This window comes from Bradyrhizobium sp. P3_C3 (assembly GCF_056402655.1).
Genome location: NZ_JBFUGY010000004.1, coordinates 59,046 through 82,975, shown reverse-complemented (window position 1 = coordinate 82,975; position 23,930 = coordinate 59,046). Strand labels below are relative to the sequence as shown.

General features: G+C 60.3%; 19 protein-coding genes and 1 pseudogene. 9 read left to right on the top strand and 11 right to left on the bottom strand.

Features of this window, described 5'->3' with window-relative positions; all coding sequences use genetic code 11:
• Positions 1-3 precede the first annotated feature (3 nt).
• The 5 genes from ptsP (at position 4) to AC1DW2_RS06515 (ending at position 4,387) form a co-directional block, all read left to right on the top strand.
• Positions 4-1,602, top strand: coding sequence for a phosphoenolpyruvate--protein phosphotransferase (gene ptsP, locus AC1DW2_RS06535; RefSeq protein ID WP_477005490.1), 1,599 nt, complete (start codon positions 4-6; stop codon positions 1,600-1,602).
• A complete protein-coding gene (locus tag AC1DW2_RS06530) occupies positions 1,599-2,024 on the top strand; it encodes a hypothetical protein (RefSeq protein ID WP_038932448.1) in 426 nt (141 codons plus the stop codon). The genes ptsP and AC1DW2_RS06530 overlap by 4 nt, the downstream gene beginning before the upstream one ends.
• Before the next feature lie 39 nt (positions 2,025-2,063).
• The gene (gene dhaK, locus AC1DW2_RS06525; protein WP_028150078.1) at positions 2,064-3,053 is read left to right on the top strand and encodes a dihydroxyacetone kinase subunit DhaK; all 990 of its coding nucleotides are present in this window, start codon (positions 2,064-2,066) and stop codon (positions 3,051-3,053) included.
• 261 nt (positions 3,054-3,314) lie between these two features.
• Positions 3,315-3,845, top strand: coding sequence for a DUF1269 domain-containing protein (locus tag AC1DW2_RS06520; RefSeq protein ID WP_028150077.1), 531 nt, complete (start codon positions 3,315-3,317; stop codon positions 3,843-3,845).
• A gap of 353 nt (positions 3,846-4,198) precedes the next feature.
• On the top strand, positions 4,199-4,387 hold the full coding sequence (locus AC1DW2_RS06515) for a hypothetical protein (protein ID WP_224517481.1): 189 nt from the start codon (positions 4,199-4,201) through the stop codon (positions 4,385-4,387).
• 514 nt (positions 4,388-4,901) lie between these two features.
• Here AC1DW2_RS06515 and AC1DW2_RS06510 read toward each other — a convergent pair.
• Both AC1DW2_RS06510 and AC1DW2_RS06505 read right to left on the bottom strand, forming a co-directional pair.
• A complete protein-coding gene (locus tag AC1DW2_RS06510) occupies positions 4,902-5,093 on the bottom strand; it encodes a ParB N-terminal domain-containing protein (RefSeq protein WP_028150075.1) in 192 nt (63 codons plus the stop codon).
• A gap of 3,031 nt (positions 5,094-8,124) precedes the next feature.
• A complete protein-coding gene (locus AC1DW2_RS06505; RefSeq protein ID WP_477005489.1) occupies positions 8,125-9,756 on the bottom strand; it encodes a winged helix-turn-helix domain-containing tetratricopeptide repeat protein in 1,632 nt (543 codons plus the stop codon).
• A gap of 254 nt (positions 9,757-10,010) precedes the next feature.
• On the opposite strand from AC1DW2_RS06505, the gene AC1DW2_RS06500 reads away from it, so the two are divergent.
• The 3 genes from AC1DW2_RS06500 to AC1DW2_RS06490 all read left to right on the top strand — a co-directional run bounded on the left by AC1DW2_RS06500 (position 10,011) and on the right by AC1DW2_RS06490 (position 12,256).
• Positions 10,011-10,787, top strand: a complete 777-nt coding sequence (locus tag AC1DW2_RS06500; RefSeq protein WP_477005488.1) for a hypothetical protein — start codon at positions 10,011-10,013, stop codon at positions 10,785-10,787.
• A gap of 24 nt (positions 10,788-10,811) precedes the next feature.
• The gene (locus AC1DW2_RS06495) at positions 10,812-11,651 is read left to right on the top strand and encodes a DUF1194 domain-containing protein (protein WP_477005487.1); all 840 of its coding nucleotides are present in this window, start codon (positions 10,812-10,814) and stop codon (positions 11,649-11,651) included.
• Positions 11,652-12,079: 428 nt separating this feature from the next.
• Positions 12,080-12,256 (top strand): hypothetical protein, encoded by a 177-nt coding sequence (locus tag AC1DW2_RS06490; protein ID WP_208088530.1) that lies wholly within the window; start codon positions 12,080-12,082, stop codon positions 12,254-12,256.
• Positions 12,257-12,346: 90 nt separating this feature from the next.
• Here AC1DW2_RS06490 and AC1DW2_RS06485 read toward each other — a convergent pair whose 3' ends face one another.
• From AC1DW2_RS06485 to AC1DW2_RS06445, 9 genes and pseudogenes are all read right to left on the bottom strand, one after another.
• Positions 12,347-13,060, bottom strand: coding sequence for a class II aldolase/adducin family protein (locus tag AC1DW2_RS06485; protein ID WP_477005486.1), 714 nt, complete (start codon positions 13,058-13,060; stop codon positions 12,347-12,349).
• Complete coding sequence (locus AC1DW2_RS06480; protein WP_477005485.1) at positions 13,057-14,472, bottom strand: carbohydrate kinase; 1,416 nt, start codon at positions 14,470-14,472, stop codon at positions 13,057-13,059. Before AC1DW2_RS06480 ends, AC1DW2_RS06485 begins: the two co-directional genes overlap by 4 nt.
• Positions 14,473-14,478: 6 nt before the next feature.
• Complete coding sequence (locus AC1DW2_RS06475) at positions 14,479-15,486, bottom strand: ABC transporter permease (protein ID WP_028150070.1); 1,008 nt, start codon at positions 15,484-15,486, stop codon at positions 14,479-14,481.
• A complete protein-coding gene (locus AC1DW2_RS06470; RefSeq protein WP_028150069.1) occupies positions 15,483-16,487 on the bottom strand; it encodes an ABC transporter permease in 1,005 nt (334 codons plus the stop codon). Before AC1DW2_RS06470 ends, AC1DW2_RS06475 begins: the two co-directional genes overlap by 4 nt.
• Positions 16,480-17,964, bottom strand: a complete 1,485-nt coding sequence (locus tag AC1DW2_RS06465; RefSeq protein ID WP_477005484.1) for a sugar ABC transporter ATP-binding protein — start codon at positions 17,962-17,964, stop codon at positions 16,480-16,482. Before AC1DW2_RS06465 ends, AC1DW2_RS06470 begins: the two co-directional genes overlap by 8 nt.
• A 112-nt stretch (positions 17,965-18,076) precedes the next feature.
• Positions 18,077-19,078: an autoinducer 2 ABC transporter substrate-binding protein gene (locus AC1DW2_RS06460; RefSeq protein WP_028150067.1), complete on the bottom strand. Its 1,002-nt coding sequence runs from the start codon at positions 19,076-19,078 to the stop codon at positions 18,077-18,079.
• Positions 19,079-19,364: 286 nt separating this feature from the next.
• Positions 19,365-19,965 (bottom strand): annotated as a pseudogene (locus AC1DW2_RS06455) (transposase); the annotation flags it as partial.
• 137 nt (positions 19,966-20,102) lie between these two features.
• Positions 20,103-20,525: an SseB family protein gene (locus AC1DW2_RS06450; RefSeq protein WP_071909902.1), complete on the bottom strand. Its 423-nt coding sequence runs from the start codon at positions 20,523-20,525 to the stop codon at positions 20,103-20,105.
• A 98-nt stretch (positions 20,526-20,623) separates the two neighbouring features.
• Entirely contained in the window at positions 20,624-22,501 is a 1,878-nt protein-coding gene (locus tag AC1DW2_RS06445; protein ID WP_477005609.1) for a sigma-54-dependent Fis family transcriptional regulator, read from the bottom strand.
• A gap of 336 nt (positions 22,502-22,837) precedes the next feature.
• On the opposite strand from AC1DW2_RS06445, the gene AC1DW2_RS06440 reads away from it, so the two are divergent.
• Positions 22,838-23,881, top strand: a complete 1,044-nt coding sequence (locus tag AC1DW2_RS06440) for an NAD(P)-dependent alcohol dehydrogenase (protein WP_135215639.1) — start codon at positions 22,838-22,840, stop codon at positions 23,879-23,881.
• Positions 23,882-23,930: the final 49 nt, after the last annotated feature.

Sequence of the window (23,930 nt, the reverse complement as noted above, 5' to 3'; positions counted from 1 at the left end):
GCAGTGGCAGAGATCCAACTTATCGGCCGTGCCGCATCGCCGGGCCTCGCGTTCGGGCCGGTCGCCGTGCTGACTGCGGCCGTGGCCGGGCGAATGGCGAGCGAGGATCCGGAGCAGGAGGCTGCAGCGCTGCGGGCGGCGATTGGGGGGGCGAGGGCGCAACTCGCCGAGCAGATCAAGACGATTCAGAGTGAGGCGGCAGACATTCTGGAGTTCCAGGCCGCCATGTTGGAAGACGATGCACTCACAGATACGGCATATGAACTTATCGCGATCGGGATCGCTGCCGACCATGCCTGGCGCCGGGCACTCGACCTAGAGATCGCCGGCTATCGCGCGGCTGAAGATGAATATTTCCGTGCCCGGGCCGTTGATATCGTTGACATCCGCGATCGCGTGCTTGCGCATCTGGGCGGTGTGGACGTTGTCGCCGGAATCGCGGGCGGTTCAATTGTTGCGGCTGAAGATATCACGCCTTCGACCTTTCTTGCGACCGACTGGTCGCAAGGCGGCGCGATCGCGCTGGCCAGTGGCTCACCTTCCTCGCATGTCGCAATGTTGGCGCGTGCGCGCGGGGCGCCGATGGTCGTTGGATTAGGTCCGTTGTCGTGGCACGGACAGCCACCAGTCTTGGCGCTGGTAGACGGCGACGCCGGAAGGGTCATCTTCGATCCGGAGCCGGAGACCATCCGTCTCTTTGAGCTGCGTATGGCGGCTGCGAAGGCCGAACTGGCTGTCGCCGAGGAGACCAGCCTTGCGCCTGCCTTCGTCGCCAATGGTCGGCGGATAGCGGTTCTGCTCAATGTCGCCGGGCCTGAAGACCTTGCAAACCTTGATTCCGCAATTTGCGACGGCATCGGCCTTGTACGCACGGAATTCCTGTTCGAGGCAGCCCACGGCCTGCCGGACGAGGAAACGCAATACAGGGTCTATCGAGACATTCTCGTCTGGGCCCAAGATAAGCCGGTGACGATCCGGACCTTGGATGCAGGCGGAGACAAGCAGGTTCCCGGTTTGACGGTCGAAGGTGAGAGCAATCCGTTTCTCGGCCTCCGCGGTATCCGCCTCTCGCTCGCGCGGCCGGAGGTGTTTCGCATGCAGCTCCGCGCGCTCTGCCGTGCGGCTGTCCATGGCACGCTGAAAGTGATGTTGCCCATGGTTGCGATCCCGTCGGAATTGGACCGCGCGAACGAAATACTTGACGCGGAGTTCACAGCCCTCCAAGCGAAAGGAGTTGCCTGCGCTCGACCGCCGCTCGGCATTATGGTCGAGGTTCCAGCGGCGGCGCTCTGTGCAGCGGATTTTGGCGCTGCATTCTATTCCATCGGTTCGAACGATCTAACCCAGTACACCATGGCGGCGGCGCGCGACATCGGCGCAGTCGCTGACCTCAATGATACCAGCAATCCGGCTGTGCTGGCACTGATAGCCGCGACCGTCGAGGCCGGGCTAAAGCGTGGCGTCGAGGTTTCGCTCTGTGGCGACGCCGCGGCCAACACTCACCTCACGGCGGCGCTGCTCGCGACCGGATTGACAACTCTCTCTGTGTCGCCGATTGCCGTCGCACGGCTCAAGGCCGCAATCGCAAAGGTGAGTTCATGAAGGACGATGTCGGCAAGGACACGCCCGGTGACAAGAATGTCGCAGAATACAAAATAATCCTGCGAAAGGTACTCGACAATCGGCCCTCGGGGACGCGCCTGAAGCTTGCGGCGGCGCTGGGCAAGAATCGTTCGTTCGTGAGTCAAATCACGAATCCGGCTTATCTGGTGCCGATCCCGGCGAAGCATGTCGCGGTCATCTTCGACGTCTGCCATCCGTCCAGCGCCGAGCGTGCGGCATTTCTCGATGCGTATGGCCGCGCGCACCCCGGAAGACTGCGCGCACCCCACCGCGAAGCGCGCACGCGTGTCATTACCGTGACCGTTCCTGAACTTGGTGACGACAAGAAGAATCGTGCGCTCGAGCAGCTCATCGTGGATTTGGCCGCGCAGCTCGCGCGCTTTGCGGAAAGCGTCGGTTAGCCATTGAATCGAACTTTAGACCGGACTGGGAGAACGCTCATGAAAAAGCTGATCAACAGCGCCGATACGGTACTCGAAGAAAGTCTTGACGGCCTCGCCGCAGCGCACGCCGATATCCTGCTTCTCGGCGCCGAGCGCAAATTTGTGCGCCGTCGCACGTTGAAACCAGGCAAGGTCGCGCTGATTTCGGGAGGCGGCTCGGGACATGAGCCGCTGCATGCGGGCTTTGTCGGCCTGGGCATGCTTGACGCGGCTTGTCCTGGCCAGGTCTTCACCTCGCCGACGCCAGATCAGATGATCGAGGCTGCGGAGGCCGTCGACACCGGCGCAGGTGTGCTGTTCATCGTCAAAAACTACGAAGGCGATGTGATGAATTTCACCATGGCAGCCGAGATGGCCGGCCGAGAAGTCGCAAGCGTGGTGACGAACGACGACGTGGCGGTCGAAAAGTCGACCTACACGACCGGTCGTCGCGGTGTCGCTGGAACGTTGATCGTGGAGAAAATGGTCGGCGCCGCTGCCGAGACCGGAATGCCGCTTGCCGCGCTCAAGGCGCTCGGCGATGAAGTCAACCGGCGTACGCGCTCGATGGGGGTAGCTCTATTGCCATGCACTGTGCCGGCCGCCGGACGGCCAAATTTCACGTTGGCCGACGATGAAATGGAAATGGGCGTCGGCATTCATGGCGAGCCTGGCCGGCGCAGGGTACCGTTGGCTTCCGCCGATGCGATCGCCGCCGAGGTGCTTGACGCGATCCTGAAGGATCTTGCGCCGAGCAAGGGCAGTGAAGTGCTGCTTCTCATTAACGGATTTGGTGCGACGCCTCTGATCGAACTCTATCTGATGGTCAATGCCGCAAAGCGGACTCTGGATCGCGCGGGGATCACGGTGACGCGCTTCCTGACCGGTTCCTACGTCACATCCCTCGACATGGCCGGTGTCTCGATCACCGTATCGGTGCTCGATCGCAAAGCCACGACATTATGGGATGCCCCGGTGCAGACCGCAGCTCTGCGTTGGGGCGTCTGATTTCCGCGCGCGGCTCATTTTTTGCTGATATCGCAAATCTGCGTCGTGTGGGGAGAGGCGTTAGCGGTCTCCTGACTCGAACCCTGACGCCGCATCTTGTCGGTTCTCGCGAGCCGGTCCGCCCGTGCCGGGTGTGCCCGCCGCCTCCCGTTGTGCCCGGAGCGCCGTCATCCGCTATCCGTAGCGGCTTGCCTGTCCCGCGCGACCGGGCGCATCCTCTCTCGCATGGGCAGCAATCGTTCGAGTAGAGGAGCAGAACAGATGAGCGACCTTGTCGTAATTGCATTTCCAACCGAGGCGAAGGCGGAGGAAGTTCGTCAAAAATTGCTGGCCATGCAGAAGGAGTATTTGATCGAACTCGGCGATGCCGTGATCGCGGTGAAAGACAGCAACGGAAACATCAAACTAAATCAACTGATCAATACCACGGCTGCTGGTGCGGCTACTGGCGCCTTTTGGGGCACGCTGATTGGCCTGATCTTTTTGATGCCGCTTGCTGGTGCTGCCCTTGGCGTCGCGTCCGGCACACTCAGCGGATATTTAACGGATGTCGGCATCAACGACAAATGGATGAAAGAGACCGCTGCCGCCGTTCAACCCGGAACCGCAGCGCTCTTCGTACTGGTGCGCAAAGTCACGGCAGACAAGGTTCTTGAGAGGCTAAAAGGCGAAGGCGGCACGGTGCTAAAGACTTCTCTCGACCACACTAAGGAAGCCGCCTTGCAAGCGGCGCTGGCGGAGGTCAAAGCGGCGGTACCGGCGGCTTCGCCTCCTGATTTGCCGGGCGCTTGAAACGATGGCGACCGCCTGCCGACGACCGCTCAAGGCATTACCGCAGCCCTCTCTGGCCCAGTGACGCCGCGCCGGGTGCGATCATTGGTGCAGTTCCGGGTCCTTTGTGAGGGCCAGAGGCAAGTGCCGGGACCGCGCGACCGCGCCGTATGAATATATTTGCAATTCATCATACCGCGTTAAATTTAGTGCGATCCGTTCACGTGCCTGAGCCCGAGGCACAGCGTTGACCTAGATCAAGCCATTGATGGCGGTGACGTTCTTCTGAACGGAGAGGGCCGCCGGGTGAGTGTCCGGCTGGGCTTGTTCTTTTAGGATTTTGATCTATTTCGCCAAATGCGTGAGGGATGCAGATGTCGGACAATCCCATCGACGTGATCGAAGCCGCCATTCGCTCCGCCTTCACCAGTTACCCAAAGGAAGACGACCCGGATTGGAGAAGTCCGCACTGGATCAAGTCTGAAGAGTGCACGCACTTGGCACAGGGCATACTACTGGAATTGCACGCAAAGGGATTTGAAATCGTGAAGAGGCAGACCTGATAGATCGGCGGCGGGCCCGCGCAATTGGTCATTTGAAGCGACCAGATCTCGCGACGTGACACAGGCTCGACGCAGGCGGCCAAGGCGCGCCGCTCGACCGGCACCTTGCGGGCGTTACCATTCTTGCTCGTGCGCTTCCCAACTGCGACAGATGTCGCAGTTGATTTCTTTCGCTCGAACCTTCGTCGCGGCATCGCCTCTTCGCCAGTGCCGCCGGCCGCACCGCCTCGACCGCCTCGATCACGCCAGAGGCGCGTGGGAAAGGGAGGGAGAGCTTAAATGGAGCGGGCTGATGGCAAGAGCGGTCAGACGCGAACCAACGATGCCCCTATTTGCTTTCCTGGGTCCCTCGGAGACCAGGGCCAAACGGGGGTGATCGATTGTCGCACTTGCGCCACATCGCGCGCCGCCTTTGTGTACGGGACCGCATAGAATTAAACCAGGAATGCGCGATGGCAAAAATCCTCGTTGGCGTTGTTGCGATGCACCGAACAACGTACGCTCGGCGAGCGGCTCAGGCTGTATGTCGAAGAGAACTTCCATAATGCTTGAAGAAGTTATCGAGCTTCACTGGTTCGCCGGTATCTCGCCAGAACAGTCTTTTACCGAGGCTGGCCGCCACTGCGAGGCGGTGGTGGCCGCCGATTAAAGTATGGTCATCGGATGCTGTTGCGATGATCTCGCCGTCTTCGTCCACGATTTTCATGTGCTGCCTCCAATCCAGCGTGCAGTCAGGCCGCCGCGACGGTGCGCAATCTATCTAACCTTATGCGGGCCCTGGGCGTTCCAACCCATGAAGATCACGGCTTCCGTATTTGACATGCGCCACATCGCCGCCCTTTGTGTACCAACTGGCAAGGCCCGATTGCGGACGGCGCGCGCCAGCACTCGACGGTCCCGGACCTGGAAGCCGCCCGGCGATGACAAATGGGCAAATTGTTTGTTGTGGATCAATTCCAAGGTGCCCAGACAGTCGTACGCTGCGCCGAAAGCGAGGGAGGTTCCACATGGCATCAATCTTCTCGACGCCCCATCCAGAAAAATGCCCTCAATGTGGTTCTGGGTTGGTCCATCTAGAGTGGCGTGAGCGCGTCAATGCCCAAGAAATCCATGATCTTTGGCGCTGCTTTAACTGCAAAAGCGAGTTTGTCACCGCCGCCACTCCTGATGAGAGAGAACCCTCGGTCGTCGAGATAACCAAGCCCTTCTTTACGAGCCTAATAGTCTAATCGACTGGCGTGGCTCGCGCTTTACTTGACGCCTTGACCGCCGACGCGCGCCGTTCGGCGGAGATCGTGCGGCGTGAAGCGCTTGAGGCCCAATAAATCACAGAGCCGGGGCGTCTTGCTCTTGTCCTCGTTCCGGCGCTAAACGCCACTCTTTGCGACGATTGGGCAAATAGGTCCTTGCCGTTACCTACCGCGAGCTTCGTCAGGCAGGATGCGAACGAGCAAGCGCATCCGGTCCTCCACTGGCCCAGGAAACAGGCTAAGGTCGCAGCCCCCATCAAGGGTCAAAAGGACAAGCTCGATGACCACAATCAAGTTCTTGGCGACTGGATTGATCGCGATCACCGTCCTTACAACGACCGCCGTGGCTCGCGAGAAATTCGCAGCCGGGCCAACGCGCATCACGGTGTACGGCAAGCCCTGTCATATATTCAATACCGGCCCCGGCGGCTGCTGGATTGTCTGGGAGGGCATTCCAATATGGTTCGGTCCGTCGGTCCGGGGCGTGCCCGGCCGCATTTGCGACAATGGCGACAATCCGAGGATATGTTGAGATGCGGACGATAGGAGGTGCGCAGCGGTATCCGAGGCAATCGCTGCGCGGTTCGGCCCTCGGCGGCGTCGGTCAGCGCGGTGGCGGCGAGAAGTACGCGCGGGTGCTTGTGCTCGCGTTTCGGCACCGTCTCGCTGAAGTGCCGGATCGCATCGCGCAACGTGATGAGCTCGGTGCCGCTGGGCAGCACGATCCGAGTGTCAAAGCGGCGTAAGCAACCATCGGATTCAGCCATGCTGACGCCAGTCYGACGGTATCCGTTCGCCGCAATCAAAGCCGCGTATTTCTCGCGAGTCCACGCGTCATGAACGCGCGAGGCCTGGAAATTGGCCTCTGTGCTTTTGGGCAGGATATTCGCTCCATGCCACCTCGAACGCCGCGCGGGAGCCGCCTCGAACGACGGCGCCGAGCCTTTGCGGTGCTCGCGGGGCTTCGAGCCGGGATAGAAGCCGCACTGCCATTGCCAAACCTCGGACGAGTCTGGGGTTTCCGACGGCTTTTGCTATGCTGCCGACGTGATGTCGTCAAAGTGGATGTGCCAGCAATCGCTGCGGTGCGGATCGCGCCGGCGGGTGAGGACGGGCATAGGCGCATTTGAGCGGGGCCGGCAAGGTGCGGCGACCCGGATTGGCCGCGCCCGCTACTGGTCGAGCGGCCCCTTCCAATCTGTAAAGTCGTATACGGCCCACCATCGATGCAACGTCTGCCCGCACGCTTTGCAATCGAAGCGCCCGCTTGCCACGACCGGCCGCCTTATTTGGATAGCGCTGTGAAGCGTCCCGCAAAACAAGCAACTAAAAAAGACGCGCATTGGTCATCGATCCCCGGTCGAAGTGCACCCCGTGCGTTGGGCCAACTGGGTCGCCATAGTAAAAAGGGCAGTTTGTATCTTGGCAGTTCAGGCCGAATATTTGTGAGTTCGCGCCAACGAGGGTCCTCGRTCGCGATGCGGCGCGGTGGGCCCAGGGTGCAGTGAGTGCACATAATTCACAAAGGACAAAAGGCCCGGCTGGGCCGGGCCCCATTGCATGCCACTCGCGTCGGTGACTTGTGAGTTCAGAGGCCAAAGGACCAACCGATTGCGAGACGCTGGCTCACTGGCGAATCAGTACCGTAATTTGTCGACACAATTGAGGCCAACGACGGTCGTCCCCGAGCATCTCAAGCTCGGCACTATGCGGCAGTCACGGCCATGGCAGCGATCCTCACGGCCTATCCCTTCGGCGGCTGCAATTCCCCAGCAAACCACCTGGCGACCTCGGGCGACGTGATCGGATCGGCTTCCTCGCAATGCAAGCATGTCGGCCGGAGTGGGCCCTTGCCATCCGGTCGCGCTATCAGGACCAGCGGCTTGCCGCAACGCGCACAATTTAAGGTTTTGGATATCCCGTCCATCGCCTCATTATGGCGCGTGGAACCGGAGAGTCCAGATATTGATGGCGATCTCCGCGACTGACACGCACACAAATTCGCGAATGCCTCATCAGGCTACCGCATCGTCCAGCCACAGTTCGAGCAGCGCGCGATCTGCGTCGCATCCCCTCGGCCGCCAAGAGCACCTGGGCGCGCGCAGGCGCGGCATGCACCGGCGGCAAGTCGGTAGCGCAAGCATGGATGACGCTTATTGCCGCTGGCTTCGCCTGGGATCGAATCAACATCTATCTAGCAATGGTTGGCCTGGGCCTAGCGGCGGCGTCTTGGCTGATCGGGTACGCGCTTCGATACGTTCTCACGGGCGGAGATGATGTCATGTCGAAATTGAAGAGAGACAGTTGAATAAAGCCCACTTCAGTTGGTAGCTTCTGGACGTCGCCTGTTGGCCCTTAGAACGAGCTGACACCGGCCTCAAACTGCAAAGCGACGCGGATCACTCCATCCGGAACGGCCTCGAAGCCGCTTCTACGCCGAAAAAGGCCGACTTGGAATGATCACATCAGGTTCACGCGCCTGAAGCTTTACTGGGCCATTGCCGAGGTGTTGCTCTTGCGAAGTCTGTCGAGGTCCTCATCAACCGCCAGAGCCATCGGCGTATTCCGCGGCGTCATCCGGTACGTCTGCAAAGAGGGTGCGGCCGCGACCAAAGCGGGCCACGCCGCCTCCGCGTCGGCGGCATGGCCGGTACGAATAAGCGACGATAGCCAGACCGCCTTGCAGACACCTATCGCAGGTGTTCGATCCATACATTCGCGGGCGAAACGCAGCGCATCCTCGTAATCCTGCACGGAATAGCGCAGCCTTGCCCCGTAGAGCGCGTAGTGTGCTGGGCGTACCGGGTTCCAGGAGATCGCCTTCTCGAAGGCTTCAATCGCTGCCTGGGTTCGACCGGCATAATGCAATGCACCGGCAAGGACGACCCAGTTGTCCGGATCGCCAGGGCCGAGCTCGATCGCCCGCTCGGCCGCGCTCACCGCTGACTCAGGGTCCTGACCTGCGTCGGTTACTAAGGACAGCACTCGCCACGAACTGGCACGCAGCGGGTCCAGCGCAATCGCGCGCCTGACGTCGGCGATCGCCTGCGGCAAGTCCTGACGACTGAGCCCAGGATCGTGATGGCCAAAAATCAGCATCTTCTTCACCAGTCCGAGTCCCGTCCACGCGGGCGCGTAGTTCGGATCAAGGCGGACCGCCAGTTCGAGTTCCTGCCGCGCTTGGCGGAGGCTCTCGGAACTTGGTGCCATGGTCAGCGCAAGCGTGCGCAGCACGCGCGCATGCACATCAAGCGAGGCCGGCGCGCGGCTCCGTAACGCCGCCCGGTCCGACTCGCGCACGGTTGCACCAAGCGAGGCGCTGATCCGAGAGATCAACGTTTCAGTAACGTCGGGCAGGTCCTGCGCAGTGGGCTCGAACCGGCCGCTCCAGACGATGCGGCTGTTGCCGGAATCGATCAATTGCACGTGGAGCTGCAGCCGGTCGCCGCGTCTCTCCGCGCTGCCATCCACAAGGTAGCGAGCGTGGGTCATCGCGGCGATCTGGGCCGGCGGCAGGTTCTTGCCGCTAAGCTCGGCTGTGGCGAGGGTTGAGACGATGTGCAGGTCGGGGTTGCGCGCAAGTTCGGAGGCAATCATGTAGGCTAATCCGTTGCCGTCCGGACTGCCTTCCTGAGAGGTGTTGAGTACGCGCAGGGGTAGAACTGCAACGTCGGCCACCATCCTGTTGCGTACCTTGGGGGGCCCGGAGCCGGCGCCGAGCAGTAGATGTTGCCAGACCAGCACGATCGCGACTGCCACCATCGCAAGGGCGGCGGCCAGGCGATAGAATCTTCGCACATCGCGCGGCGCCGTGTCGGCTGCGTCAACGATCAGAAGGTAACCACGTCGTGGCATCGTCCGCACGACTTGCTGCCGGCTGTCACCGAGCGCGCGCCGGATCTCGACCACGCATTGCACGAGCGAGTCGTCGGTAACCGAAACGCCCGGCCACACTCGCGCACCGAGATCGAGTTTTGTAACCAGCTCTCCGGGACGGCGCCCCAATTCAAGCAACACTGCCAGAGCCTGAGGCCGCAGCTCAACGCCCTGGCCGTGCAGGTCAAATAACTGCGCCTGATCCAAATTGAGCGTGTATCCGTTCAGCCGCAGGCAGGTCATGCGCACACCTCCCGCCATTGATCTTAGCGGACCGGAAAGTGCGTCTCAAGGCAGCGGCAGAGCCCGATTTCGTCCTTTATCGTGCCTTTTCGTACGGTTTTCCCGCAGACCTGCACTACGTTGACAACCGAAGAGCCGCTGCCATGAGCCCGCGGTAACCGAATAACGCGATACCGAGAAAGCTGCACCGCGCTCACAGGCGCAGAGTGTGTCCAGTGCCAGACGGTGGTCTCTTTCTTCTCGCGAGATTGCAAATGCGGAAGAGATTTTCGATAGCCATCACAGCGGGAAGGGCGCATTGCGGCGGAGTCGACCGTCATTCGCGCGCGCGCCGGGGCAGCCGTTACTTCATTGTGTCGATACTGTGCGCGGCCTGCATCGTTCAGTTCGCAACCAATCCAGCGCGGGCTCAATGCACGGCTCGCGATGTCTTGCAAAACCAGCTGAAGCTCAAGACGCGCCCCGCCGAAGTGTCCCAGCAACTCATTCAGTCCGGCCGCGATGTGGCGACATGGAAGACCATTACCATTGGTACCTTCGCTGATCCGCTTGGACTACGCAATAAGCTGGACGGCATGGGCTGCGGTATCGGGGGGCAGGCCGCTGAAATACTTGCTCGACCGACATTCATCCTTGGCTCTCGCAAGACAGACGTGGAGCTTGTCCTCGTATCGCCAGCCCAGCTTGGATTCACGTCCGATACTGTGACCTTGGCTGATGTTTACGCGCGTGCTCGACAGCTCGGCTTCGAACTCGCGGCAGCCGAAGTCGGCCCGCAATTGCGCATCCAATATCTTGACCAGCCTATCGGTGAATTTCTCATCATCGGAATGGAGCCAATCAAGACGTGGAGTGGCGAGCCGATTGTTCTGAATGTAGCAAATGGCGGCGCCGGATTGATCCTCATCGGCCAGGACGGCAGAGCCGCCTCCGAAATACATGTGACATCTCGGTTCGTCTTCGCACGCTCGCATCAATCCGCGCCCGGCACTGGACCGATCGATCAGGCAGCGGCGTTTCTGCCACCATGAAGAGGAACCAGCAGCGAGGCCACCATGCTTCATCGTGTCTCCATCGCAGCGGCATTGATCGCCGGAGCGATCGCCGGAGGTGAAGTCGCCAACACGGCCGCCCTCAATTCGGGGTACCGACTGGTTGCCGGCAGCGAGCAGCCATCGGTCGATGTCGAACTCGTTCTTGCTGTTGATGTCTCCTATTCAATGGATCCTGGCGAGCTTTTGCTTCAGCGCGAGGGTTACGCGGAGGCAATCGTTTCCAACGAATTTCTCCAGGCGCTCAAGGCCGGGCCGAACCGAAGGTTGGCCCTGGTCTATGTCGAATGGTCTGGACCGAACGATCAGAAAATCATCGTGCCGTGGAGATTGATCGACAGCCACGAATCTGCAGCTGCGGTGGCGGCGGAAATCGCGAAAGCGCCGGTTCGCATGGGCTCACGCACCTCGATCTCTGGCGCGATAAATTTCGCATTGCCGCTGTTCGATGCGGATCCGTATCGTGGACTGCGGCGTGTGATCGACGTTTCCGGCGATGGCGTGAACAACGACGGAAGCCCAGTTACCATCGCACGTGATGCGGCGCTGGCAAGGGGCATTACCATCAACGGATTGCCGATCATGCTCGAAGGAAGACTTTCGTCGCAAATGGACATCGACGACCTCGATCTCTATTACGAGGATTGTGTGATTGGCGGGGCCGGCTCATTTATGGTGACGATCAGAAGCCGTGACGGGTTCAAGGAGGCGATCCGAACAAAGCTCGTGCTCGAGGTTGCCGGCGGCGTGCCCAGGGACCGGATCGTTTCGGTGACCGAAAGGGAGCCGCGAATATCCTGCCTCATTGGTGAGGCAATATGGGCGAAACGAAGCCGGTGGTGAGCGCTTCGGTACCTTTTGGAAGGCGCACAGTTCGATCCGCGTTGAACGAGCGTAGTACGTCTGCTCACGGCCCTCAGCCGACATAATTGGCGTTATGGCTGACTTCCGCTTTACCGGAGATGTCCGACTTCATCATCAAATGCGGAAACCGCTTCCGTCGGCCGGAAAGGCAAGGATCGTGGATGCTGTCGCCCCCCACTCATCAGCAGGCGAGCTTGCCTGACACCCTCGCGGGCTGTGCACGAACGAAAAGAGCACGTATCCGGTGTGGTCGTCGCGCTGGGGGTAGCGAAGCTCGCTCCGTGCTGTTGTATCGGCGCGGCAGCTTCGGGCCTGGTGACCCGGAACGGACCTCGTCAAGCGAACGCGGCCGTTGCAGACGATCTGTACAACGCGTACCGTCGCCGATGCCGATACAAGGAGCCCCAATGACTGATCGAGACAAGATTCTGATTGCCCTTGGCGAAAAGCCTCTGAAGGTTTTCGAAATCATGAAGCGCGTGAACATAAAGCATGAGGACGATTGCCAATCGCTCTTGTTGAAGATGCGTGACGACGGCGCCGTGAAGTTCGATATTCACAAGGGATATTGGCTCGCTGTCTGACAATTTTCGCTTGATCACCAGCGGCTGGTAGAGTTGCTTGCAAGTTTCCTTAGCGAAGAGAAGACTAGCCGCGTTCAACGACACTCTGAGTCAATGTGGCGCCAGTTTCGACTGAGGCATGGCGCGTGGAACATCACCGACGTCGTCAAGATCGGGCGCCTGGCCGTAGCCTATGCGTTTCATCTGTTCGTGGACCTGTGCCATTTCGGTCTCGCTGAGGCGCGGAGGTTCGCCGATCGCCAGCGCGTGGACATACATCTTCGCCAGGGTCTCCACCTCCACGGCAAGCCAAAGCGCCTTTTCAAATGTCTGCGCCGTTACGATCAAGCCATGATGGCCGAGCAAGCAGGCATTTCGTCCTTCGAGCGCATTGACGGCATAATCCGACAGCGCCTGTGTGCCGAAGCAGGCATAAGGCGAACAACGGATATCGTTGCCACCGGCTACCGCGACCATGTAGTGGAAGCAGGGAATGCCACGCTCGTGCACGGCGAGAATGGTGCTGAAGGTGGAATGCGTATGAAGCACGACGTTTATGTCGTCCCGCGCTCGCAGAATATCGCGATGAAAACGCCATTCTGAAGAAGGGCGATGGTTGCCCTGGTAATTCGCGGCAAAATCCATCGCGACAATGTCTTCTGGCCGCATGCGCTCGTAGGGCAAGCTTGTCGGTGTGATTAGCATGCCGTTTGGAATCCGGTGCGAAAGATTGCCGGAAGTCCCTTGGTTGAGACCGTTTCGGTTCATCTCCTTGCAGGTATCGACGATGCCCTGGCGGAGATCGGCATGATTGCGGTCTGTCATGATGGGTGCTCCGAAAAAGAAATCCAGGATTGATAGGCGGCGGAAAGGGTGCGTTTGCACTCATCCTCGCCGAGCGGCGTGACAGCTTCAAGCACCACGCTCGAAACCGGAATCGTACGCGAAAATCTCCGCCACAGCAGCGCCGCGCCGAGCGCCGTTCCATCCCGAGATTGGCTCACGGAGACGCTCTGCGATGGCCGCAACGCGGCCAGAGCGCGCGCGAAGGGCAGGTTGGCGGCGAAGCCACCGTCGATGACGATGTGTTTCGAGCTGCCAAGCGCATCTAGACAGCGGTTTGCGCTGAATGCGGCGTAGAGGACTGCCAACCCCTGCCATTCGGCTGGCGTCTCGGGCCGCGGTCCGATAATGCGTCCGCGGTGAGCTGCACCGGGGAACAGTCCATCATCCCCAACGAAGGAGGGGAGTGCCAGGGTTCCAAGGGCCAGTAGACTCGGCAATGCGGTGAGGACGGCTGCATCAGAAGCGTCGTGGTCTCTGCTGATCAAGTCGTATTCGCGGCCTGTCGCGATCAGCGTGGAGGGTACGTTCTCACCGTCGACATCGATATTGAGCACCATGCCGCGTGTGGCGTCGAGCTTGTCTAGCGCGAGGCCGCGCTGAAAGCCGATCATCCAGGTGCCTGTTGATAGGATCGAGGTATCGGCCATGCCGGCGGCCTTGTAGCGGAACAGGTTGGCGTTGGAATCATGCACGCCGCAGAGGATTTCGGTCGAGCGCGCCAGGCCGGTACGCTTGGCTACGGCCTCCGAAACCCTCCCTAGCACCGCACCGGCGGATGCCCGCTCCGGCAGAAGACGGTCCCAGCCGCGCTTGCGCATCAGGGAGGAAGCCTGATGGTGGAAAAGGTCCCAGATATGGCTCTGAGCCGCGAGCTGTGAAATTTCACTTGCAGCACACCCGCCGAGCCGCAAGGCGAAATACTGCGCAGTCGTAAGATAGGTTTTCGCGCGGGCGAATTCGGCGGGATATGCGCTTTCCTGCCAGAGCAATTGCTTGCCGAGCCGCATCGCGCCGCTGATACCGCAAAACACTTCATCATAGGCAGGCGCAATCCGGGCGTAGGCCTGGTCGATCTCAGGCGGCGAGACCGCATCATAGTCCATCATCGGCAGCACTGGCTCGTCACCTTCGACAAGAACGGCGCCACACCCATGCGCGGTCGCGATCACCGCGCCGATAGTGTGGCGCTGCGTCACCACGGCCAAAGTGTCGAGGAACCACTCTTCCAGCCCGGCAAGATCATAGGCGAGGTATGGTCCTGCCGTGGTCGGCACATTCGGGATCGAAAGTGTTTCGAGCGGCCAGCCGTCCTCACTCGCGACCAGCAGTTTCAGATTCGTCTTGCCAATGTCGAGAACCGCGATCCGGGGAGAGGCTTCCGATCTTGTCATCGTTGTCTACCGGGGCGCTTTGCCGCCCAGATGAGGAACTGCGGCAACGGCAATCAGGATGCCACCCCAGATCGCCAGAGTGAGGAATTGGCTGAGATTGAGAAGGTTGAACGCCGAGGAGATCACCTGAAGGATTATCAGCGCAAGCAGCAATCCGCCGACTTTGCCAAAGCCGCCAAATGGATCGACGCCACCGAGCACTGCTGCAAGAATGGTGACGAGCAGATAGCTCTCGCCATATGCCGCGTTGGCTGAATTGAAACGTGCCAGCATGACGACCGCTGCGACACCGGCGAGCAGGCTCGAGAGGACATATAGCTTGAGCAGGACGGCGCGGGTATCGACGCCGGAGTAGCGGGTTGCCTTCTCGTTCGAGCCGATCATGTAAACCCTTGCCCCGAAGGGCGTTGCGTTTAGCATGAGCGCGACCGGCAACGCACAGAGCGCCAGCACGATCAGGGCAAAAGGCACCCCGAGAACCGTTCCATTGCCGATGAAAACAATGGGCTCCGGAAATCCGGAGATGACATTGCCGCGCGTCAGGCCGATCGCGAGTCCCTTGCAGAGTGTCATGGTGCCGAGGGTTGCGAGGATCGGCGAAACGCCGAGATAGGCGATGACAAATCCGTTGACAAGGCCGACCAGTGCCGCGACGGCAAACCCTGCCGCAATCGCCAGCACCTGTACGCCGGCCCAGGCAATGCCCTGAGTGCCCGGAATGTAGTGCGTCAGCAGGAAGGCAATGGTCAGTCCGGAGAGATTAGCGGTGGCGATGATGGAAAGGTTGAGGCCGCCAGATAACAAGGCCAGCATCATCGCAAGCGAAAGGATGCCGAGCTCCGGCATCTGGAAGGCCATCGATTGCAGCGTGTTGACGGAGAAAAACCGGTCGCCGATGGTAATGGCGAACACCAACCAGAGCGCGACCAACAACAGCATCAGGGTTGCGATCGTCCCGCTGCCGGCAAAACGGATCAGGCGTCCGCGAAGGGCGAGGGTGGACTCATTTCTCATGGCCGCGCGCTCCGGGTCCGCCGTTCTCGCTGCGACCAGGCTGTTGCCGAGACCGAGATCAGAATGACCAACCCGACAAAAAATGGCGACCAGTAGGACGAAACGCCCAGCAAAATGATTCCATTCTGCAGGATGGCGAGCAGTGCCAACCCCAGAAACGTGCCGAGAACGGTGCCGACGCCGCCCATCAGGCTGGCGCCGCCGAGCACGACGGCCGCAACCACATCGAGCTCCTTGCCCACCAGCACCGTCGGAGCGACGGACTGTGCAAGCTGCGCCTGGACCAGCGAGGCGATACCGGCCATGACCCCCATGTAGCAATAGACCAGCATGTTGAGGCCGAAGACATGGAAGCCAAGTCGCTGCGCGGCATCGGTATTGCCCCCCATGGCGTAGATCTGACGACCGATATTGCTACGATTGAGCAGGAGCCAGGTGAACAGAAATGAGAATCCGAGCGCGAGGATCTGCAGGTTGACGCCGTAGGACGTATCCTTGCCCCAATCGAACTCGAACCAGAATATCCCGGTCGCGAACCAGTCGGGTAACGAATAGATATATTTACCGCCCGTGAAGAAAATCAGCAGCCCATAGAAAATGTTCAACGTTGCCACGGACACGATGATTGATGGTATCCGAAGCTTCTGGATGAAGATCGCGTTGAGGGCGCCGAGCGCACCGCCAATGCCGATCGCGATCGCAAAAACGCAGATCCAGTTCGCGCCGTATGCGTTCGCCACCGTAAGCGTGACATATTGCGCCACCGATGCCGTCGCCGTGAAGGAGATGTCGATTCCGCCGGCGATCAGCACCACGAGCAGCCCGAGGGCGAGGATGCCTACGAATGCGTAGGAGGTCAGCAGGTCGAACAGATTCTGCATGGTCAGGAACTGGCCGTTCGCCGCGCCCAGGCTGGCGCAGAGCACGAGGATCACGATCAACAGCCAGAACTCATGGCTGCGCCGAAACCTGCCAAATGAAGCAAATCGCGATTCAGGCATTGACTGCCTGCCGAAGCGCATCTTCGGAGGTGTCTGCGGCCATCACGTCAGCGGTCAAACGTCCTTCGCGCATCACCAGCACGCGATGGCTGTGATAAAGTACCTCGGGGATTTCGTCTGATATCATCAGCACTGCGACGCCCTCGCGGGCCAGCCGCCGGATGATCTCATAAATCCCATCCTTGGCGCGGATGTCGACACCGACCGTTGGGCTATCGAGGATAAGCACCCGCGGGTTGGTCGCCATCCATTTGGCGAGCACGATCCGCTGCTGATTGCCGCCGGAGAGCGTCTTGACCGGGTTGTTGGGATCAGAGACCTTGATTCCGAGTTCGGCGACCCATCGCGCAACATGGCTTTGCCGCGCGCGTGCGCCAATCAGGCCGAACGCGCCGGCGAGACGTTCCAACACAGTCAGCGTGACGTTCGACGTGATCGACTGGTCAAGGATGAGGCCAAGTGTAAGCCTGTCTTCAGATACGTAGGCGATGCCTCGACGGATCGCGTCTGCATTCGTGTTCAGCGCGATGCGGTGGCCGTCAAGCGCCATGGTGCCTCGATCGGGTGGGTTCATGCCGAACAGCGACAGTGCGAGCTCGGTTCGGCCCGATCCAAGCAATCCGGTAAGGCCCACGACTTCTCCGGCGCGTAATTGCAAGCTCACATCGTCGTAGTCACCATCGCGGCCAAGGCCCTGGACTTCGAGAACAACGGCACCCACGGCAAGGTCGGGCACCTGTTTCTGATACTCGAAAGCCTTCCCGGTCATCAGGTGACTGAGTTTGCTGCCGTCGATGGTCGCTGCGGCAAAGGTGCCTACCTTGGCGCCGTCCCGCAACACCGTCACGCGTTCGGCAATCTCAAGCACCTCGTCGAGGCGATGGCTCACGAATACGACGCAGATACCGCTTCTTTTCAGGTCGCTGACGAGCTTAATCAAGGTGTTGACCTCGTGGCGGGTCAGCGACGCCGTCGGCTCATCCATGATGAGAAGTTTGGCATCCGCCGCCAGGGCCCGGCAGATCGCGACCAGCTGGCGTCCGGCAATGCTGAGTTCGGAGACTTTTGTTTCTGGATCGACCTCAATGCCGACCTTCGCCATTGTCGCCATGGCGATGGCCCGCATAGAGGACCAGTTCACCGTGTGGACGCCGCCAAGATGGTGCGCCATGGCGATGTTCTCGACGACCGTGAGGTTGGAGAATAGCGATAGATCCTGATAGATGACCTGAATGCCGCAATGGGTGGAGTAGACCGGGCTTAGTTTTGGGTACTCCTTGCCGGAAATGACGATCCGGCCTCCTGGTTCCGGCGCCTCGACGCCGGAAATGATCTTGATCAGCGTGGACTTGCCGGATCCGTTTTCGCCGACAAGGCAATGCACCTCTCCGGCCTCCAGCGTCAGATCGACGTCGCGAAGCGCATGCACGCCGCCGAAACGTTTTGATATGCCGGACATCTCCAGGAAAGTCGTCAAGGCTTCGTCCTGTAATGGGACCGCTCGTCATGCGACCGCCTCGACGAGGATCGCATTCCCGGCCGGAAAGCCGGGAATGCGGCGCGACGAGGCGGCTGGGACCGGTGTAGTTCTAGAGTCCTCCGGCGATCAGTCCGTCGATGGTTTCTTTGTTGATCCGCATGATCTTGTCGACCTTGATCTGCTTGCCAGCCACATCGACCGCAGCCTTGCCGAGGCCGGGAACATCGACGCCATCCGTGATTGGCTTGCCATCAAGCACGAGCTTGGCAACTGCAACCATGGCGTAACCTGCATCGGTGGGATTCCACAGGAAACCTTCGCGGATGGTATCATCCGCGATGAGCGATTTCGCCTGGCTCGGCAGCACCGTGCCGACCACGGCGATCTTCTTGCCAAGGCGTTGCTGACGCACCGCATTGCCGGCCCCGATCGGCCCATTCGAGCCGAAGCCGAGAATGCCGCGCAGGTTCGGATAGGCCTTGATCACGTCAAGCGTCGTGCGCTGGCTGGTATCGATCTCGTCGGCGCCGGGGAAACGGTCGGCGACGAGCTTCATTTTCGGGAAATTCTTCTGCTGATAGGCAATCGCGGCGTCGGCCCATTTGTTGTGAAGCGGCGTCGTCAACGTCCCGACATAAACCACGTAATCGCCTTCGCCGCCCATGTCCTTGGCGAGACGCTCCATCTGCACTTCACCGAAGCGAACGGAATCGATCAATTCGACATTCCAGTCACGGCCTTCTTGTTCGGGGCCCTCATGGGTGATGACTTTGATGCCGGCCGCCTGGGCGCGCTTGAGCACCGGCTCGCACACTTTGACGTCCAGCGGCACCAAGCCGATCACGTTGACCTTTTTGGCGATCAGGTCATCGAGCAGCTTTACCTGTTGTGCCGGATCGACGTTCGCCGGTCCAACCATGGTGGCATTGATGCTGAAGTCCTTGGCGCCCTTCTGGATTCCCTTTTCAAGAGCGTTGAACCACGGAATGCCGGCGATCTTCACGACCGTGACCATTTCCTTTTGAGCCTGCGCAAAAGCAAACCCCGGAAAACCGGTACCGGCGATCGCCGCCGCACCACCAAGCATTTTGATTGTCTGGCGTCTGTCCATTGTTCCCTCCCAGGAAGCTATTTTTAGCCTCTGCTCCTTTACCCGGCACTCGCCTGGCGGAGCAGTTGGCCTTATTCTTGATTGGCGGCGAAAATTTCGCCTCCAGCCTCAGGACTTGCCTGGGGATTAGAGACCAACGCTACGAGAGGTGTCAAGCAAGCGACATGTCAGCTAGCCCCGCCTGTGGCGATGTCCGGGCATGGCCGATTTTGTTGCAAAAGTCGGCTGTAACCGACGGATGTCTTTCGGCCATTCGGTAAGGCCGACCGGCTTTGATCCGCCGACCCTAACGCGCGAGGCGCCTCAGATTTTGAGCGATTGCAGCAAGAACAAACTCGTCCTGGGCGCCCCGTGGGCCACGAAGCCGAAGCCGACCAAGCCTCAGGATGCGCTTCAAATGCGCAAACCGCATCTCGATCTTCTTGCGCTGACGTCGCGACGTCTCGAATCCCTCGGTGCCAGCGAACGACCGGGCGACGTCCCGGGCGTGCTCATGTATGTTGCGCGGGATCTTGCGCGATGGTTCTTTTGGACAGCACTGCGGTTTAAGCGGGCATGCGTCGCAGTCGAGCTTGCTCGCACGATACAAAAGCGTTTTGCCCCCGTGCACGGTGCCGCTCGTCCCGAGCCGCTTTCCGGCCGGGGCAGTGGTAGACGTCGCTGGTCGGATCATATCGAAAGTCGCTGCGCGAGAAGGTACCGTCATCTCGCTTCGACTTGTCGAACACGGGGATATGTGGTGCGATGCCCTTCGCCTCGACCAGCCAGTTCAGCATCGGAGCAGCCCCGTAAGCGGTATCCCCGGCAAGCCGCTCCGGCTTGAGACCAAAGCGCTCCTCTGTTCATTCGATCATTGTCCTCGCCGCTCCGACCTCGGCCTGGCGAATTCCCATCCCTCCGGCTCGCCACGAGCCTTTGCGGGCACACTTCAGGAAATCAGGCAGATGGTCTAGTGAACTGATGTCGCTGCGCCGTTTTCGAAATAATTCCGCTTGGCCGACAGCATCTGGCAGGAAGTCTGCGCCTATCGCGCGGACTTAATCGGCATGTCAAAGATCTCGCCACTCATGAGGAGGGCGATCTCGGCGGCGGGCAGTGGCTTCTGACATTCGGACAACGGATTGAGCCAGAAATTAGAGTCAGGCAACATTTCGAACAGATTGCGCGCGGCGGCGCCAAGGCACACCTCAGGCTGCTTTATATAGTCGTAGATGCGCTTCTTTGAGGTGAAGGTGGGGTGCCATTTCATGTTCTGGAAGTCGACCGTTGCAACGTTGATCTCCTCCTGAAATTTGAGCGAGCGACGGCGTCCAGGTTTCATCGGCGCTTCCGGCGTCAGAATGTAGATCTCCGTCTCGAGCAACGCGCGATAGAATGCTGGAACGATGCTGGCGTCCCTTGCGGCAGCCTGCATCAGGGCTTCGAGACCGTTTTCCGGTTCAAACATGGCGACACTCCCAATTGAACCCGACGAGGGGCTGGACTTCAGCGCCTCCAGTTACAGCCGGATCGCGCTGCCGCCGCAGAGCCTTCGCCACGATTGTGCTAATCCTTGTTGCCGCGCAGGGCACGATAGATCGTATTGCGCGACACGCCTAGGCGGCGCGCGGTCTTGCTGATGTTGTTGCCCGTTTCCGCATACGCGGTCAGCACATGCGAGCGCTGAATCTCATGCAGATTGGCCTTGAGCCCACCACCCACCGCCTTGCCGGTCAAGCGCTCGCCGCCTGAATGTGCAAGTACGGACTCGACCGATGTCTCGTCGATCAGATCTCCCGGCTCGGCCAGCGACAATCGGGAAAGCACGTTGCGCAGTTCGCGGATGTTTCCATCCCAATCGAGTTCGGCCAAACGATCGATCGCCCCTGCGGTCAAATCCATCAAGGGATCGATCTTGTGGATCAAATGGCGTGCGATCTCGGCGAAATCGGAACGCTCGCGCAAAGGCGGTAACGTCACCTCCAGCGTGTTGAGACGAAACAGCAAATCGGATCGGAATCGGCCCTTCGCAATCGAGTCGTCGAGATTGGCATTGGTGGCAGACACCAGGAGAACGTCGACCTGACGTTTGGTGCCACCGACCGGCCGGACAGTCCAATCGTCCAGAAAGCGCAGCAGCACGGCCTGCAACGTCACCGGCATGTCGCCGATCTCGTCGAGGAAGAGCGTTCCGCCGTCCGCTTCCTTGAACAGTCCAGCAGACCCGCCCTTTTTTGCTCCCGTGAAAGCGCCTTCGGCATAGCCGAACAGCTCCGCCTCGATCAGGCTGTCAGGGAGCGCTGCGCAATTCACCGGGACGAAAGCGCCGGCCCGTCCACTGGCGGTATGAGCATGGCGGGCGAGTTGCTCCTTGCCGGTGCCGGTTTCGCCTCGGATCAGTATCGGCATCTTGCGGACCGCCGCGACTCCCACCCGTTGGACAACGGAAGCGATCGCCGGATCGGCGGAGACGAACTGGGTGGGAACGTCCTTGGGCGTCGACAGCCGAGGCCGCGAGATGGCTTGCATCATCGAGGACTGGCGCGCGTTCTCGATTGTTGCGACGAACTGGCTACCGACCTCGTCCTCGAGGCGCTGGCGTTCCTTGCGCCGGCCTTCATCGACAAAGGCGTTGAATTTCGTACGAAAGACGTCGGCGAAGCGACGACCCGGCAAGGCTGGCAGGCCATGCAGCAGGACGCTTGCGGCCCTGTTAGCTGCAAGGATCCTGCCCTCGTTGTCGACGGCCAGCAGGCCCGCGCTCAACGTATGCAGATATTCGCCGCGGCTATGGAAAGCGATCAGGATGTTTCCGCGGTGATGTTCGCGGAACAGACCATTCTCGATCTGGGTTGCCGCCATCGCGACGAGCGCCTGGGTATGCGCCTGCCTCGACATGCAATCCGATGACGCATCCAGTATTCCGGCCAGTTCGCCATCGGGCGCGAAGATTGGCGCCGCGATGCAAGTAAGATTGTGGTAGCGCGAGAAAAAGTGCTCGCCCCCGTGAACGACGATGGCCCGCTTGAGATACGCGGCGGTGCCCAGGCCGTTGGTGCCGCAAATGGCTTCAGTCCAGATAGTGCCGGGCCGAATGCTCGCTGCGTTCGAGGCATCACTGAAGCTCGAGTCCGAGATGATGTCGAGCAGCAGGCCGTTGGCATTTGCAAAGGCGATCATGAAATTGGAGCCGGCAATCTGCTGATGCAGCGTGTGCATCTCCGCGAGCGCCAGGCCGCGAATCAGTGAGCAGCGCTGCTGCTCCTGGCGCAAAACGGCGGTGCTCACGAACTCGGGCGAAGGAGGGCGCAATGTATCGAGACCAAGCGAAATGCAGCGCATCCAGCTGTCGTAGATATCGGCCGATAGCAGCTCTGCCGGCGGCGCGCCGCGCTGATCGAGCGTCATCCAAGCATTGTCCATGCGTCGGCTGGCGGTCAGCATCATAGCTCCTCCGGGAGTCGCTGCTTGGCGATTTCCTCTTGGTCGTAGCCCGGTTCGGGTCGTTCTCGCGTGTGGCGCGGTTCTCACGATCATAGATCAAACAATCAAAAATCCAAATTTCTGCTCACCCGCTGTTGCAGCCGTCGAACTGTTCCGTCTCGGAACAGTCGCGCGCAAAGTCTGCTCCGAGGCGGATCGGCGCGAGCACTCCCGAGATCGCAAGAACAATAGAAAGATCAGGCCGTTGTGCGCTTGGCACAGCCCTTGCTCAACTGTTCAGCAAGATGGCGATCGCGTCAGATCGACAGAATAATAATTTTGCCGGGGAGGCGTTTAATGAAAGCGGCGGTGCTTCATGAGTTCGACGAGAAGCTGACGGCGAAGGAGTTCGTCAAGTTCGATGACGTAACTGACCCGAAGATCTCGCGCCCGATGGACGTGATAGTGCGCATCGGTGGTGCCGGCGTCTGTCGCACCGATCTGCACATCGTTGAGGGCATCTGGCGCAGCAAGGTCGACGTCAAGCTTCCATACATCATGGGCCACGAGAACGCCGGCTGGGTCGAAGCGATCGGCCCGGGTGTCGAAGGGATCAAGGTTGGCGACAGCGTAATTTGTCATCCGCTGGTGACCAGCGGGCATTGTCTCGCGTGCCGGCGCGGCGACGACATGCATGCGCTGGACAGCTCGTTTCCCGGCATCAATGCCAATGGCGGCTATGCGCAGTATCTGCTGACCGGGCAGCGCTCCCTGATCAAGCTGCCGAAGTCGCTCGCACCGAAGGATGTTGCTCCCTACACCGATGCCGGGCTGACGGCTTATCGCGCCGCGAAGAAGGCATCCCGTCATCTGTTGCCCGGCGAACATGTCGTGGTGATCGGCGCCGGTGGGCTGGGCCATATCGGCGTCCAGGTTCTCGCAGCGCTCTGCGCGGCAGAAATCATCGTGGTCGATCGCGCCGAACAGTCTCTCGAACTCGCCAAGAAGTGCGGTGCACATCACGTTGTGAAGGCAGACGGCAACGAAGTCGAGGCGGTGCTGGCGCTGACCGACGGGCGCGGCGCGGAGGCCGTGATCGATTTTGTTGGCGAGGGTGACGCTATCGCCAAGGGCCTGTCGATGACAGCGAACGCCGGCTACTACTACATCGTCGGGTATGGTGGGAAGATCGATATCCCGACCATCGACATGATCACATCGGAAAAGACCATCGTCGGCAACCTGGTCGGTACATACGCCGAGCTGGTGGAGCTGATGGCGCTCGCGGATCGCGGCCTCGTCGAACTCCACACCAAGGAATACAGGCTGAGCCAGGCCAATGACGCGCTTCACGATCTGCATCATGGACGCATTCATGGCCGCGCGGTCCTGATCCCTTAGGGATGTGCCGCGACATGCAAAGCCTCGGTCCAGATCATCGAACGAGAGT